This is a genomic window from Burkholderia sp. IDO3 (assembly GCF_003366075.1).
Taxonomy (GTDB): domain Bacteria; phylum Pseudomonadota; class Gammaproteobacteria; order Burkholderiales; family Burkholderiaceae; genus Burkholderia; species Burkholderia anthina.
Map to the genome: position 1 here is coordinate 2,863,217 of NZ_CP028963.1, position 15,066 is coordinate 2,878,282.

General features: G+C 68.7%; 14 protein-coding genes. 8 read left to right on the forward strand and 6 right to left on the reverse strand.

Annotated elements, in window-relative coordinates:
* Positions 1 to 85 precede the first annotated feature (85 nt).
* The 4 genes from DCN14_RS28065 to DCN14_RS28080 all read left to right on the forward strand — a co-directional run bounded on the left by DCN14_RS28065 (position 86) and on the right by DCN14_RS28080 (position 4,468).
* Entirely contained in the window at positions 86 to 301 is a 216-nt protein-coding gene (locus DCN14_RS28065; protein WP_096502357.1) for a hypothetical protein, read from the forward strand.
* Between the two features lie 159 nt (positions 302 to 460).
* On the forward strand, positions 461 to 961 hold the full coding sequence (locus DCN14_RS28070; protein WP_096502359.1) for a DUF192 domain-containing protein: 501 nt from the start codon (positions 461 to 463) through the stop codon (positions 959 to 961).
* 219 nt (positions 962 to 1,180) lie between these two features.
* Positions 1,181 to 3,292, forward strand: coding sequence for an elongation factor G (fusA, locus tag DCN14_RS28075; RefSeq protein ID WP_096502361.1), 2,112 nt, complete (start codon positions 1,181 to 1,183; stop codon positions 3,290 to 3,292).
* A 165-nt stretch (positions 3,293 to 3,457) separates the two neighbouring features.
* Entirely contained in the window at positions 3,458 to 4,468 is a 1,011-nt protein-coding gene (locus tag DCN14_RS28080) for a HoxN/HupN/NixA family nickel/cobalt transporter (protein WP_096502363.1), read from the forward strand.
* Positions 4,469 to 4,485: 17 nt separating this feature from the next.
* Here DCN14_RS28080 and DCN14_RS28085 read toward each other — a convergent pair whose 3' ends face one another.
* Positions 4,486 to 5,331 (reverse strand): aldo/keto reductase, encoded by an 846-nt coding sequence (locus DCN14_RS28085; protein WP_096502365.1) that lies wholly within the window; start codon positions 5,329 to 5,331, stop codon positions 4,486 to 4,488.
* 411 nt (positions 5,332 to 5,742) lie between these two features.
* Between DCN14_RS28085 and DCN14_RS28090 the strand changes: the two genes are divergently transcribed.
* A complete protein-coding gene (locus DCN14_RS28090; protein WP_057926215.1) occupies positions 5,743 to 6,489 on the forward strand; it encodes a GntR family transcriptional regulator in 747 nt (248 codons plus the stop codon).
* Between the two features lie 30 nt (positions 6,490 to 6,519).
* On the opposite strand, the gene DCN14_RS28095 is transcribed toward DCN14_RS28090, so the two are convergent.
* The gene (locus DCN14_RS28095) at positions 6,520 to 7,911 is read right to left on the reverse strand and encodes a CoA transferase (RefSeq protein ID WP_096502367.1); all 1,392 of its coding nucleotides are present in this window, start codon (positions 7,909 to 7,911) and stop codon (positions 6,520 to 6,522) included.
* A 139-nt stretch (positions 7,912 to 8,050) separates the two neighbouring features.
* Between DCN14_RS28095 and DCN14_RS28100 the strand changes: the two genes are divergently transcribed.
* Entirely contained in the window at positions 8,051 to 9,283 is a 1,233-nt protein-coding gene (locus DCN14_RS28100) for a citrate/2-methylcitrate synthase (RefSeq protein ID WP_096502369.1), read from the forward strand.
* Here DCN14_RS28100 and DCN14_RS28105 read toward each other — a convergent pair.
* Positions 9,256 to 9,579 (reverse strand): DUF2917 domain-containing protein, encoded by a 324-nt coding sequence (locus DCN14_RS28105; protein ID WP_096502371.1) that lies wholly within the window; start codon positions 9,577 to 9,579, stop codon positions 9,256 to 9,258. The two genes, DCN14_RS28100 and DCN14_RS28105, sit on opposite strands and share 28 nt — an antisense overlap.
* Positions 9,580 to 9,812: 233 nt before the next feature.
* On the opposite strand from DCN14_RS28105, the gene mdtD reads away from it, so the two are divergent.
* Together mdtD and DCN14_RS28115 are read left to right on the forward strand one after the other, a co-directional pair.
* Complete coding sequence (gene mdtD, locus DCN14_RS28110) at positions 9,813 to 11,252, forward strand: multidrug transporter subunit MdtD (protein ID WP_096502373.1); 1,440 nt, start codon at positions 9,813 to 9,815, stop codon at positions 11,250 to 11,252.
* A gap of 180 nt (positions 11,253 to 11,432) precedes the next feature.
* Positions 11,433 to 12,707 (forward strand): EAL domain-containing protein, encoded by a 1,275-nt coding sequence (locus DCN14_RS28115; protein WP_096502375.1) that lies wholly within the window; start codon positions 11,433 to 11,435, stop codon positions 12,705 to 12,707.
* A 15-nt stretch (positions 12,708 to 12,722) separates the two neighbouring features.
* Here DCN14_RS28115 and DCN14_RS28120 read toward each other — a convergent pair whose 3' ends face one another.
* From DCN14_RS28120 to DCN14_RS28130, 3 genes are all read right to left on the reverse strand, one after another.
* A complete protein-coding gene (locus DCN14_RS28120) occupies positions 12,723 to 13,346 on the reverse strand; it encodes a methyltransferase domain-containing protein (protein WP_096502377.1) in 624 nt (207 codons plus the stop codon).
* A gap of 111 nt (positions 13,347 to 13,457) precedes the next feature.
* Complete coding sequence (locus tag DCN14_RS28125) at positions 13,458 to 14,513, reverse strand: 2-dehydropantoate 2-reductase (RefSeq protein ID WP_096502379.1); 1,056 nt, start codon at positions 14,511 to 14,513, stop codon at positions 13,458 to 13,460.
* A complete protein-coding gene (locus DCN14_RS28130) occupies positions 14,506 to 15,030 on the reverse strand; it encodes an Mpo1-like protein (protein ID WP_096502381.1) in 525 nt (174 codons plus the stop codon). Before DCN14_RS28130 ends, DCN14_RS28125 begins: the two co-directional genes overlap by 8 nt.
* Positions 15,031 to 15,066 lie beyond the last annotated feature (36 nt).

The window sequence follows — 15,066 nt, forward strand, 5'->3', positions numbered from 1 at the left end:
AACCGAAAGGTGGATGGCACCGTTAGACGACATGACTCCTATTGCCGGGTCATTTGGTTAATTAACTAAAGCTGAGGAACACAACATGAACAAACTGATCGCCGCTCTGGTCGCTGGCCTCTTCGCAACGGCTGCTTTCGCACAAGCATCGGCTCCGGAAGCTGCTCCGGCTGCTGCTGAAGCTGCTTCGGCACCGGCAAAGCACGCTGCCAAGAAGCACGCTCACAAGAAGGCACACCACAAGGCAGCGAAGAAGGCTGCAGCAAGCGACGCAGCAGCTCCGGCAGCTGCTTCGAACTAAGCAAGCTTGCTGTAATAACGCAGTCAAGAACACGCAGTCTTGCCGTTCTTACGGCGTTGAAAGGCAGATCACCGCAAGGCGATCTGCCTTTTTCTTTTTGTGCCCGCCCGCGCGCTTCGCGTACCATGCGGGTCTCGTTTTCCCGATAGGAGCCTTGCTGTGCGATTCTCCCTGCGCTCGTCGCTCGGCCGCCTTGCGCGCGCCGCCGTGTTTCCCGCCGCGCTCGCCGTGCTCGCACTCGGCATGCAGGCCGCCAGCGCGCAAATGCCGCCCGGCGCCAAGCAGCCGAGCGAATTCCCGCGCGTGAAACTGCGCGCCGGCATGTACGTGATCGACGCGGCCGTCGCCGCGAACGACGCCGACCGCGAACAGGGGCTGATGTACCGGTCGCAGCTCGCGCCGAACGAAGGCATGCTGTTCGTGTTCAACGAAAACGCCGTGCACTGCTTCTGGATGAAGAACACGCTGATCCCGTTGTCGATCGCGTTCGTCCGCGCGGACGGCACGATCACCGACATCGACGAAATGCAGGCCGAAACGACCGACAACCACTGCCCGCGCAACAACGGCGTCTATGCGCTCGAAATGAGCAAGGGCTGGTTCGCGGCGAAAGGCATCAAGCCGGGCATGAAGCTCGACGGCCTGCCGAAGTCCCAGTAACGGCCTTCGCGGCGGCACCGCCGCGCGTCGACCGAAGCCGGCCGCCCGTTGCGCGCCGGCTTTTTTTTCGCCTGCGGGCGGCCGCGCCCGCCTTGATTCGGCAAACGCTGCCCGCATCTGCAAAAGCCACGGACAAGCGCTATGCTTTAAATCTCGCTTGTTTCCAGTCCGGGCCGGCGCAGTCGGCCCGCTTACGATCCGAACCACCAGGAGGTTCACGTGCCCCGCAAAACCCCCATCGAGCGCTATCGCAACATCGGGATCAGCGCTCACATCGATGCCGGCAAAACCACGACGACCGAGCGCATCCTGTTTTACACCGGTGTGAGCCACAAGATCGGTGAAGTGCACGACGGCGCGGCCACGATGGACTGGATGGAGCAGGAGCAGGAACGCGGCATCACGATCACGTCGGCCGCGACCACGGCCTTCTGGAAGGGCATGGCCGGCAACTATCCGGAACACCGCATCAACATCATCGACACCCCCGGGCACGTCGACTTCACGATCGAGGTCGAGCGCTCGATGCGCGTGCTCGACGGCGCGTGCATGGTCTACGACTCGGTCGGCGGCGTGCAGCCGCAGTCCGAAACCGTGTGGCGCCAGGCGAACAAGTACAAGGTGCCGCGCATCGCGTTCGTCAACAAGATGGACCGCATCGGCGCGGACTTCTTCCGCGTGCAGCGTCAGATCGGCGAGCGCCTGAAGGGCGTCGCGGTGCCGATCCAGATCCCGATCGGCGCGGAGGATCATTTCCAGGGCGTCGTCGATCTCGTGAAAATGAAGGCGATCGTCTGGGACGACGAAAGCCAGGGCGTGAAGTTCACGTACGAAGACATCCCGGCGAATCTCGTCGAGCTCGCGAACGAATGGCGCGAAAAGATGGTCGAGGCCGCGGCCGAAGCCAGCGAGGAGCTGCTCGAGAAGTATCTGCACGACCATGAATCGCTGACCGAGGACGAGATCAAGGCCGCGCTGCGCCAGCGCACGATCGCCAACGAGATCGTGCCGATGCTGTGCGGCAGCGCATTCAAGAACAAGGGCGTGCAGGCGATGCTCGACGCGGTGATCGACTATCTGCCGTCGCCGGTCGACGTGCCGGCGATTCTCGGCCACGACTTCGCGGATCCGGAAAAACCGGCGGAACGTCATCCGAGCGACGACGAGCCGTTCTCCGCGCTCGCGTTCAAGATCATGACCGACCCGTTCGTCGGCCAGTTGATCTTCTTCCGCGTGTATTCGGGCGTCGTCGAATCCGGCGACACGGTGCTGAACGCGACGAAGGACAAGAAGGAACGGCTCGGCCGGATCCTGCAGATGCACGCGAACGAGCGCAAGGAAATCAAGGAAGTGCGCGCGGGCGACATCGCGGCGGCGGTGGGTCTCAAGGAAGCGACGACGGGCGACACGCTGTGCGATCCGGCCAAGCCGATCATCCTCGAGAAGATGGAATTCCCGGAGCCGGTGATCTCGCAGGCCGTCGAGCCGAAGACGAAGGCCGACCAGGAAAAGATGGGCCTCGCGCTGAACCGCCTCGCGCAGGAAGATCCGTCGTTCCGCGTGCAGACCGACGAGGAATCCGGCCAGACGATCATTTCGGGGATGGGCGAGCTGCACCTCGAAATCCTGGTCGACCGGATGAAGCGCGAGTTCGGCGTCGAGGCGACGGTCGGCAAGCCGCAGGTCGCGTATCGCGAAACGGTGCGCACGACGGCGTCCGACGTCGAAGGCAAGTTCGTCAAGCAGTCGGGCGGGCGCGGCCAGTACGGGCATGCCGTGATCACGCTGGAGCCGAACCCCGGCAAGGGCTACGAGTTCCTCGACGAGATCAAGGGCGGCGTGATTCCGCGCGAATTCATCCCGGCCGTCGACAAGGGCATCACCGAAACGCTGAAGAGCGGCGTGCTCGCGGGCTACCCGGTCGTCGACGTGAAGGTGCACCTGACGTTCGGTTCGTACCACGACGTCGACTCGAACGAAAACGCGTTCCGGATGGCCGGCTCGATGGCGTTCAAGGAAGCGATGCGCCGCGCGAAACCGGTGCTGCTCGAACCGATGATGGCGGTCGAAGTCGAGACGCCCGAAGAGTTCATGGGCAACGTGATGGGCGACCTGTCGAGCCGGCGCGGCATCGTGCAGGGGATGGAGGACATCGCGGGCGGCGGCGGCAAGCTCGTGCGCGCCGAAGTGCCGCTCGCCGAAATGTTCGGCTATTCGACGTCGCTGCGCTCGGCGACGCAGGGTCGCGCGACGTACACGATGGAGTTCAAGCAGTATGCGGAAACGCCGGCGAACGTGTCGGAAGGCGTGATCAACGCAAAAGTGAAGTAAGCGCGCCGCTGCCGCGGCACATCGAAGCCCGTCCGGTTCCGGACGGGCTTTTTTTCGTCCGCCGAACGAATCGACGCACGCTGCCGGCATCGCGCCCGATCGGCACGCCTGGCATTTTTTTCGCATGCCACAATACATCGCGATTCGTCCGATGGAACCGTCCCGATGCCCCCGACCCCTGCCCTGCGCCGCCTGCTGATGCTGTATGCCGGCCTGATCGCCGCGAACGTCGCCGTGTGGCTATGGGCGCTCGCGGTGCTGCACGACCATCCGCTGCTGCTCGGCACCGCGGCGATCGCATACGGCCTCGGGCTGCGCCACGCGGTGGACGCCGATCACATCGCGGCGATCGACGTCGCGACGCGCAAGCTGATGCAGGACGGCCAGCGTCCGGTGAGCGTCGGGCTGTTCTTCTCGCTCGGCCATTCGACGATCGTGATCGCCGCCACGCTCGGCGTCGCGGCGACCGCGTTCGCGCTGCGCGACCGGTTCGATGCATTCCGCGACATCGGCGGCACGATCGGCACGGCGGTGTCGGCAACGTTCCTGCTGCTGCTCGCGTGCCTGAACCTGATGATCCTGCGCGATGTGTGGCGGCGCTATCGCGGCGCGGCGGAGCATGCGCACGATGCCGCGCACGCGCATCGCCCGGCCGGCCTCGTGTCGCGGCTGCTGCGGCCGCTGTTTCGCTTCGTGTCGAAGAGCTGGCACATGTATCCGGTCGGCGTGCTGTTCGGGCTCGGCTTCGATACCGCCACCGAAATCGGCCTGCTCGCGATCGCCGCCGCGCAGGCGAGCCAGGGGCTGCCGATCTACGCGGTCATGCTGTTTCCCGCGTTGTTTACGGCCGGCATGACGCTGATCGATTCGACCGACAACGTGCTGATGATTCATGCATATGGGTGGGCGATGGACGACCCGCATCGCAAGCTGCTCTACAACGCGAGCATCACGCTGGTGTCGGCCATCGTCGCGCTGGCGATCGGCGGGATCGAGGCCGCCGGCCTGCTTGCCGACAAACTGTCGCTGACCGGCCCCGTGCGCGATGCGCTCGACGCGCTCGGCGAGCGCTTCGGCACGATCGGCTACGGCATCGTCGCGCTGTTTCTCGTCTGCTGGATCGCGTCGATCCTGTTCCATCGCTGGCAGCGCGCGGCCGACGCGCCGGCGCGCTGACCGGCGCTCAGCATCGTTCAGAGCATTTCGAGCGCGCGCTTGCTGCGCGGCGGACGGAAATACGCGTCGAGCTGCGCGCGTTCGTCGCCGCTCAGCACGAGATCGAGCGCCGCGCGGTTGTCGCGCACGTGCTCGATCCGCGACGCCTTCGGGATCGCGAACACGCCCGGCTGCGCGAGCACCCACGCAAGCGCGACGCGCATCACCGACACGCCGCGCTGCCGCGCGATCTCATCGAGCGGCGAGTGCTTCGGCAGCCGCCCGTGATCGACCGGGCTGTAGGCCATCGCCAGCATCCGACGCTCGGCGAGCCACGGCAGCAAGTCGAATTCCGGGCCGCGCCGCGCGATGTTGTAGAGGATCTGGTTGGTCGCGCACGCGCCGCCGCCCGCCTCGTCGACGAGCTCGGCCATGTCGGACGTATCGAAGTTGCTCACGCCCCAGTGGCGGATCTTGCCCGCGCGCCGCAGCGCCTCGAAACCTTCGACCGTCTCCTCGAGCGGCACCGAGCCGCGCCAGTGCAGCAGGTACAAATCGAGGCGATCGGTACGCAGCCGCTTCAGGCTCGCGTCGCACGCGGCGGCGACACCGCGCCGGCCCGCGTGATGCGGGTACACCTTGCTGACGAGAAACACGTCGTCGCGCAGGCCGCTCAACGCTTCGCCGACGAGTTCCTCGGTCGCGCCTTCGCCGTACATCTCGGCGGTGTCGACCAGCGTCATCCCGAGATCGATACCTTCTCGCAATGCGGCGATCTCGTCCGCGCGGCGGCCCGGCCGCTCGCCCATTTCCCAGGTGCCCAGGCCAAGCTTCGGGATCGTCTCGCCGTCCGGCAAGACGACCGTGGCGGTCGTGTCTGTCATGCGCTCCTCGTTGCGGGTTCGTGGCCGCATCGCGGCCGAAGCATCGAATACGACGCCGGGTTCTCTCTATCGATGTCACGCGCGGACGAATGCGCGAAACCGCTCGCCGTCGAACGGGATCGGCGACGTACCGCGCCGCCATGCGCGGCGATTTCGGGCAGGGCCGCGGCCGGCGTTCAAAACCGGCGTTGCCACGACAACCCGCTACGCGCGCCACGCGGCGGCCGGCCGCTCTCGTGGCAACGCCTGCGCGTTGCGTGGGGAAACAGCACCCCAGGGCCTCGTCACGCCAATAACGTGCCCTAGTGTAGTCAATCGGCGCGCGGCCCACCTGTTACACGGCAAAAACCGGCTATTAACGGCGCAGCATGATGACTTAGAATGGCCGGCAACCTGATCGATACGCATCCCATGAAGGCACCCACGGACGACCGCTGGCAGGACCTGCGCCCCGACCCCGACAACGACACGCCGCTCTACCTGCAGCTCACCCGCAAGCTCGGCGACGCGATCCACGACAATCGCTGGGCAGCCGGCGAAGCGCTGCCGTCCGAACGCGTGCTGTCCGAAGCGCTCGGCGTGTCGCGCATCACCGCGCGCAAGGCGATCGCGCTGCTCGTCGAGCAGGGGCTGATTCGCCGCACGCAGGGCGCGGGCAATTTCATCCAGCCTCGCTACGAGGATCCGCTGTCGCGGCTGTCGAGCTTCAGCGAAATGCTCGAGCGCCGCGGCTTCAAACCGAGCTCGCAATGGCTCGAGCGTGAAATCCAGCCGGCCAACCGCGACGAAGTGATCCAGCTCGGCCTGTCGCCGGCCGCGTCGGTCACGCGGCTCAAGCGCCTGCGCCTGGCCGACGGCATCGTGATGGCCGTCGAGAACTCGACGTTCCCCGCCACGCTGATTCCCGATCCGCAAGCGATCGGCGGTTCGCTGTACAGCTATCTCGAAGCGCGCGGCACGCCGATCGTGCGCGCGCTGCAGCACTTTCGCGCCGTCAACGCGACCGACGAGATCGCTCAGCAGATGGGCATCGCGCCGCACGACGCGCTGCTGCTGATCACGCGGATCGGCTATACGGCCGACCAGCGCGCGATCGAGCTGACCGATACCTACTGCCGCAACGACTACTACGACTTCGTCGTCGAGCTGCGCAAGTAACGACCGTCATGCCGGCTGCATCGCCGGCGCTCACAGCCAGCGAGCTTCGTCCGTGCCGAGCGGCACCGGCGGCCGCGCAAATCGCGGCGGCGTCGCCGACAGATGCTCGGCAGGACGCACAGCATCGAGCGTGCCGAACGGAGACGCCGTCCTGTCCAGCCGGTCGCGTACGTCGTCCAGCGTCAGATCCGGCGCGCGCAGGCCGTCCGGTACCGCGCCGAGCGATTGCAGCCAGCGGCCCGTCTGCGCGAGCGACAGCCGCACGTGCCAGCTTCCTCCTTCCGTCGCACGGCGCGCGAGCGCGATCATCGCGCCGAACGCCGCGAGATAACCCGTCGCATGATCGAGCGCCTGGCACGGCAGGTGGCGCGGCCCGTTCTCGCGCGCGGCGTGCTGCTCCTGCCATGCGATGCCGCTCGCCGACTGCACGAGGCTGTCGAAGCCGCGCCGCTTCGACCACGGCCCCGCATGACCGTACGCCGACACCGACACGCAGACGATGCCGGGCCGCAACTCGGCCAGCGCCTGCGGCGAGAACCCGCGCGCCGCGAGCGCGCCCGGGCGATAGGCTTGCAGGAATACGTCGGCGTCGCGTGCGAGATCGCGCAGCGCGGCGACGCCCGCCGTCTCGCGCAAGTCGATCCACGTCGAGCGCTTGCCGCGCCCGTTGTCGATCACGAGCGATGCGATGTTCGGCAGGTGCGGGCCGTTGACGAGCAGCGTCTGTGCGCCGTGCGACGCGAGCGTGCGGCCCGCGACCGGCCCCGCGATGATGCGCGTGAGGTCGAGCACGCATACGCCCGCGAGCGGTTGATCGGGCGCGCCGCGACCGATCGCCTCGACCGGCGCATCGCCGATCCGTTCGATCTCGAACAGCGGCAACGACGCGATCGCGCGCGCCTGGTCGTGCGCCACCCATTCCTCAGGTGTTCTGATCAATGCCGCGCAGAGGCCGGCCTCGGCCAGCGCGGTATCGAGCGCCGCGCCGTCCCGCGTGCGGATCGCCGCGGCGACATCGTCGCGCTGCGGGCCGCAGCCGAGCACGTCGAGAATCCCGTGCAGATGATGCGGAAAGTTCGCGTGCAGCTGGATCCAGCGACCGTCGCGCGTGTCGTAGAAACCCGTCACCGGATGACGCGGATCCGGCGCCGGGCCGTCGTCCACGCGCAGATAGCGTTCGCTGCGAAACGCGACGAGCGCGTCGCGCACCGACACGTCGACGCGCTGCGCGACGCCCGTGCGCAGCCGGTGGCATTCGGCCGCCGCGAGCCCGACCGCCGCGATCGTCGATGCGGCCAGCGTGCCGACCTGGAACGTCGACGGCAACGTCGGGTCCTGCCCTGTCACGGTCGCGCGGGCAAGCGCGCCAGGCTCGCCGTGCGCGAGTTGCCACAGATGGGTCAATGCGAGTTCGGGTGTCATGGTGCAAGCGGGCCGTTGAGGAGACGGAATCGAGTCTAGAATTCGCAACAGGTGCGATCAATCTTGATAGCGCGAATCAATACATAACGAATAGTTGTAACCGGGCCGCGCTTCATGCGCCCCGACAGGAGCGATCGGCATGACGTCCCTCAGCGCGCCCGAAGCGGCCGGCATCCTCGGTGTCAGCGTGAGTACCCTCTACGCGTATGTGAGCCGCGGCCTGCTGCGCTCGCTGCCCGACGGCGCGAGCAAGCGCCGCCGCTACGACGCCGACGAAGTGCGCCTGCTCGCGCGCCGCCGCGCCGATGCGAAGCGCGCGGGCGGCGTGGCCGAACGCTCGCTCGACTGGGGAGTGCCGGTGCTCGAATCGCGGATCACGCAGATCGCCGACGGCTGCCTGCGCTATCGCGGCGCCGATGCGATCGCGCTCGCCCGCGACGCGACGCTCGAGGAAACGGCCGCGCGGTTATGGGATTGCCCGCCTGCGCGGCTTGCAGCCGCATCGCTGGCGACGGCAGGTTTCGATACCGTGCAGTGGGACGAGTGGGCACGCCGCTGGGCACATCTCGCGCCGCTCGAGCGCACGCTCGTGCTGCTTCCGGCCGCGGCCGCATCGCTGCCGCGCCTGTGGGCGCAGGGGCGCGACGCGCAGATCGAAGCGGCCTCGCTGCTGCTGCGCATCGCGACGGCCGCGCTGGCCGGCATCGCGCCGCACGACGCGCCCGTGCATCGACAACTCGCGAGCGCGTGGCGCATCCGGCGGCGCGACGAAGCCGACCTGCTGCGCCGCGCGCTCGTGCTGTGCGCCGATCACGAGCTGAATCCGTCGACCTTCGCGGTGCGCTGCATCGCGTCCACCGGCACGCACCTGTTCGGCGCGATCGCGGGCGGGCTCGCCGCGCTGTCCGGCCCGCGCCACGGCGGCGAGACGTTCCGCGCGGGCGCACTGCTCGACGAAGCGGCGCGCGCCGCCGATCTCGACCGCTACCTTGCGCTGCGCCTCGCACACGACGAGCGCGCGGATGGCTCGCGCACGATGCTGTCCGGTTTCGGCCATCCGCTCTATCCCGACGGCGATCCGCGCGCGTGCGCGTTGCTCGACGCCCTGCATGCCACGGCGCCCGAGCGACCGGCGTTGCGCGCGGCCCGTGCGCTCGCCGCGCGCGTCGAAGCGGCGACCGGCTTGCGGCCGGCGATCGATTTCGCGCTCGCGGTACTGGAGCGCACGCTCGCGCTGCCGGGCGGCGCCGCCTTCACGCTGTTCGCGGCCGGCCGCACCGCGGGCTGGATCGCGCACGCGCTCGAACAGTATGCGGACGGCAAGCTGATCCGGCCCCGTGCGCGCTACGTCGGCAGCGACGCGCCGGCCTGAGCCCGGCCGCCGCGCCAGGCGGCGAACGCGCGCCGCCATCCAGGCGCCGCCTGCACGGCCGGCGCCGGCTGCGGCCCGAACGAAAACACCGCCCCGCCCGCCGCCGCACTGATCCACACGCGCATGCCGGGCAGCAGTGCCAGCGATTCGCCGGCGTGCAGCCAGTGATCGTCGAGGCGACCTTCGACCGTCACCCACAGGCCGCCGTCCGCGACCGCCAGCGCGGTGCGATCGACGATGCGCCACCGCCCGGCCGGCTCGTTGCCGTCCATCTCGTAGAGTCGCAGTTCGCGCATGGCCGCCTCCGGATCGCGTGGGTTCGATGGCACCAGTATTTCGGACGGCGGCAGCACACGGACAGGTACGCATGCAGACAGTTTCGGCTGAACTGTACTGGTCTGTCGGCGAACCAGTATCCGGCCGAAGCGGCGGTCGGGCGATCGGGCGCGCCCCGCGATGGGGGCCGATCCTGCGTGCCGCGGCGGCTTTGCCTACAATGTCGGCTGTCCCGCGCCACCGGTCCGTCCCCATGTTCCAACGCCCGCCCGTCGCCGCTCCCGGCGAAAAGAACCTCACCGTGATGCTCTGGCTCGTTGCAACGGGCTTCTTCATGCAAACGCTCGATGCGACGATCGTCAATACGGCGCTGCCGTCGATGGCAGTGAGTCTCGGCGAATCGCCGCTGCGGATGCAGTCGGTCGTGATCGCGTACTCGCTGACGATGGCGGTGATGATTCCCGTATCGGGCTGGCTCGCGGACACGTTCGGCACGCGGCGCGTGTTCTTCAGCGCGATCCTGGTGTTCTCGCTCGGTTCGCTGCTGTGCGCGAACGCGCATACGCTGCAGCAGCTCGTCGTGTTCCGCGTCGTCCAGGGTGTCGGCGGCGCGATGCTGCTGCCGGTCGGGCGGCTCGCGGTGCTGCGCACGTTCCCGGCCGAACGCTACCTGCCCGCGCTGTCGTTCGTCGCGATTCCCGGGCTGATCGGCCCGCTGATCGGGCCGACGCTCGGCGGCTGGCTCGTGAAGATCGCGTCGTGGCACTGGATCTTCCTGATCAACGTGCCGGTCGGCATCGTCGGCTGCATCGCGACCTTCTACTCGATGCCCGATTCGCGCAACCCGGCCGTCGGCCGCTTCGACCTGAAGGGCTATCTGCTGCTGACGATCGGGATGGTCGCGATCTCGCTGTCGCTCGACGGGCTGGCCGATCTCGGGATGCAGCACGCGGCCGTGCTGGTGCTGCTGATCCTGAGCCTCGCGTGCTTCGTCGCATACGGGCTGTACGCGGTACGTGCGCCGCAGCCGATCTTCTCGCTCGAACTGTTCAAGATCCATACGTTCAGCGTCGGCCTGCTCGGCAACCTGTTCGCGCGGATCGGCAGCGGCGCGATGCCGTACCTGATTCCGCTGCTGCTGCAGGTGAGCCTCGGCTATTCGGCGTTCGAGGCCGGGCTGATGATGCTGCCGGTCGCGGCAGCCGGGATGTTCTCGAAGCAGCTCATCACGCGGCTGATCACGCAGCACGGCTACCGCAAGGTGCTGCTCGTGAACACGATCATGGTCGGCGTGATGATGGCGAGCTTTGCGTTGATGCGCGACACCGTGCCGGTATGGGTGAAGGTCGTCCATCTCGCGCTGTTCGGCGGCTTCAACTCGATGCAGTTCACCGCGATGAACACGCTGACGCTGAAGGATCTCGGCACCGGCGGCGCAAGCAGCGGCAACAGCCTGTTCTCGCTCGTGCAGATGCTGTCGATGAGCCTCGGCGTCACGGTCGCGGGCGCGCTGCTCGCGACCTTCACCGGCATGCTGCGCACGGTGACGCCGAGCAACACGCTGCCCGCGTTCCATGCGACGTTCATCTGCGTCGGGATCATCACGGCCGCATCCGCGTGGATCTTCGCGCAGCTCGCGCCGGAAATCCGCGGCCGCGCACACAAAAAGACCGACCCGTCCGAACGCGCATGATGCACGGCGCGCACCGCGGCAAACGCCACGCCGGCGCGCCACGCACCACGGCGGTGCAGCACGCCGGCCGCGCGCAGCCGCCGGCGGCCGCGACGGGCCGCCGCACGGGGCCCGATGTCGCGCATGCTTCTTGCTCGCCTATTCTGTAGGTAAACTGGCAGTCTTCCTTCGGCCGACATCATGAGCATGATCGACATCGATCCCCCCGGCTTCCAGCCGCCCCGCCCCGTCGCCGGCGACGACGGCAAGCGGCGCACCGTGCTGTACGGCGCGTACACCGTGTTCAGCGTGTTCCAGCCCGTTTTCTCGGTATCGCACCGCCGCGCGATCGGCTATCACGCGTCGCTGCGCGCGCACGACGAGGAAAGCCGCCAGGTCGCGTCGCACGAGGTATTCACGCAGGCGGCGCGGCGCGGCGACCTGCTGGAGCTCGGCCGGCTCGCCGAATCGCTGCATCTGGGCAATTTCCACGCGTTCGACAGCCATGACGAATGGCTCTTCCTGAGCCTGCATCCGGCTGCGCTGATGGACACGATCTACGGCGACGCGCTGCTCGCGAACCTGAAGGCGCTCGGCCTGCCGCCGCACCGCGTGGTGCTCGAAGTGCCCGAACAGGCGGGCGGCGAGACGCCGCGCTATGCGGCGATCGTCGACGGGCTGCGCAAGGCCGGCTTCCTGATCGCGCTCGGCGGCTTCGGCGCGAAGCATTCGAACATCGACCGAGTGTGGCACCTGCATCCCGACATCGTCTCGCTCGACCGCGGGATCCTCGCGCAGGCGAGCGAACACTCGCACCTCGAGCGCGTGCTGCCCGGGCTCGTGTCGCTGCTGCACGAATCCGGCCAGCTCGTGCTGATGGGCGGGCTCGCGACCGAGCGCGACGCGTTGATCGCGCTCGAATGCGACGTGGATTTCGTGCAAGGGCAGTATTTCGCCGGGCCGAGCGTCGACCCGGTACAACCGCAGGCCGCGGCCGGCTGCATGGATACGCTGTCGGCCGCGTTGCGGCTGCGCGTCGCGCAGCGCGAGCGCACGCAGGCGGAACGCCTGGCGCCATACATCGCCGCGCTGGAGGAAGCGAGCCGCAAGCTTGCCGCGGGCGAGCCGCTGCTCGACGCCGCCGCGGCGGTGCTCGGGCTGCCCGAAACCGCACGCTGCTTTCTGCTCGACGCGTCCGGCCGCCAGATCGGCGACAACGTGCTCGCGCGCGGCAGCGTCTCGCAGCGGGCCAAACGCTTCCGGCCGCTGCTGCATTCGGAAGGCGCGAGCTGGGAGCGCCGCCCGTACTTCATCCACGCGATGCGCGCGCCAGGCCGCGTGCACGTAACGCCGCCGTACCTGTCGATCAACGAGGCGCACCTGTGCGTGACCGGCTCGGTCGCCGCGCCGGCCGCGACCGGCATGCAGGTGCTCTGCGCCGACATCAACTGGGAAGCGGCGCTCAACCGCGAATGAAGGTGCGCGCCGCGCTCATTCGGCGCCATCGGCAGCGGGGCTGCCATTGGCCCTGCGCGCGATCAGCCGGTGCACGCGCTTGCCGGACGACGCACTGACTACCTCGTGCTCGTCGATCACCCGCATGCCGGCGCCGAGCGCCGCATGCATCCGCGCCGAATCGAGCGGCGTGTACAGACGGCCGCGCTCGTCGCGCAGCGCGCCGTTTCCGGCCACCCGCCAACTGAGATACAGCGTGCCGCCGGGCCCCAGCAGCGCGGCCAGCCGTGCAGCGGCCGCGGCCGCATCCGCCTGTTCGAGGTGCATCACGACCGTTTCGCACAGCACGTTGCGAAACACGCCGGACGGCACACCGGCCAGCGCCGGCAGCGCGGCGAGTGCGAATGTCAGATCGGGATGGCGCCGGCGCGCCTCGTCGAGCAGCGCGGCGCTTGCGTCGTAGCCGCGCACATCGAATCCGCACGAAGCGAGCCACGCGGTGTCGCGCCCGGCGCCGCAGCCGACGTCCGCGGTCAGCCCCGGCGAGAAATGCTGCTCGAGCAGCGCGTACATGTCGTCGGGCGCGGCCTGGTCGAGCCAGTCCTGCGCATATTGCGCGGCATGGGCTTCGTAGGCATCGAGAGTCGGGCGATCCACCATGGCGATTGCTCCGCGTACGCGTCCGGTCTGGTGACGCACTCCGCATCTTAGCCGTTGCGCATCGTGCGCGGCATGCGCGGGCGCGGGCCCTCCGGGAACGTGCCCGCGCCGTTACGCCGCCCGCACCGTGCTCACGTGCGGCGCATGCGCGGACAGCTCCGCCCACAGCGCTTCGCCATGCCAGGCCGGGCGCGCTGCCGCCGCTTCGGCGGCGTGAACGAGCGCGCACAGCCGCGCATTGACCGGCGCCTGCGCGCCGAAGCGCGCGGCCAGCCGGACGATCTCGCCGTTGATCCACTCGACTTCGGTGGCGCGGCGCGCGGCGAGATCGTCGGACATCGACGAGCGCGCGAGCGGATCGATCGCGAGCATCCGGCCGCAGAGCGCGCGAAACACGGGATCGGGCAGCGCCAGCACCGCGGGGAGCCACCCGGTCGGCAACGGCGTCAGCCGTGCCGGCCGGATCGCGGCATGCGCGAGCCAGTGCAGGGCTTCGCGCTGCGCAAGCGCGACGCAGCGCCGGTACGCGCGTTGCGAGAGTTCGTCGCGCAACGGCAGGTTCGCCAGCGCATTGACGGCGTTGTTCAGGTTCAGCAGCAGCTTCGCCCATTGCACCGCGCGCATGTCGCGGTGCAGCGCGAGCGGCAGGCCCGTGCGGGCAAATACGCGTGCAAACGGCTGCAGCGCGGGCGACGCATCGGCCGCGAGCATGCCGGCCGAGCCCTGGTGAAATGCGCCGGGCCCGCGCTCGATCACGTTGAACGGCACCATGCCGGTCAGCACGGTGGCTTGCGGCAGCGCGTCGCGCAGCACGTCGGCGTTGTGCAGGCCGTTCTGGAAACTGATCACGACCGTGCCGGGCCGCAGCACGCCGGCCAGTTGCACCGCCGCGTCCCGCGTCGCGGCCGACTTCACCGCGACCAGCACGAGCCGCGCCGCCGCCGCCGCGGCCGGATCGGTCGAAAACGCGACGTCCGCCGGCGCGAGCTGCGCGCGATAGCCGCGCCGGTCGGTCAGGGTCAGCCCGTGCGCGCGAATCGCGTCGGCGATCCGCGCACGACCGACGAACGTCACGCGCGTGCCCACCGCCGCAAGCCGGCCGCCGAGATAGCAGCCGATCGCCCCCGCGCCGAACACGCAGACCGCCGCGGCCGACGCGTCAGACATGCGAGTGCGCGCCGCCGTGCACGGGCCCCGAGCGCCGCTCGACTTCACGGCGCACCTCGTTGCGCAGCCCCGCGAAGAACGCGACTTCGGCGACGACGAACAGCGGCCCGACCATCAGGCCGACGAGATCGTCGACGAATGCGGGCTTGCGCCCTTCGAACCAGTGCCCAACGAACTGCACGATCCAGCCGACCACGAACGCGCCGATGCCGACGCCGAGCCACTGCGCGGTCGGCAGCAACGCGAGCGTCCGCGCGGCCCACAGTCCGAGCGCGAACAGCGCGGTCATGACGACCCCGAAGCGCAGGTCGAGGCGCAGGTAGAACACCGCGAACGCCACGGCGAGCAGCAACGCCGGCGACAGCGCGACGCCGGCTAGCATCCCGAACGCCGGCCGCGACAGCAGTACCTCGACCGCGAACACGATCATCGGAATGCCGACCAGGTGCGTCGCGATGTTGCGCGCGTCGCGGTGGTAGGCCGCATACTGGGAAAGGTGGTCTTCGAGCGTCTTCATGGTGTCTCCAGAACGATCATTGAGCGCTATGATGCG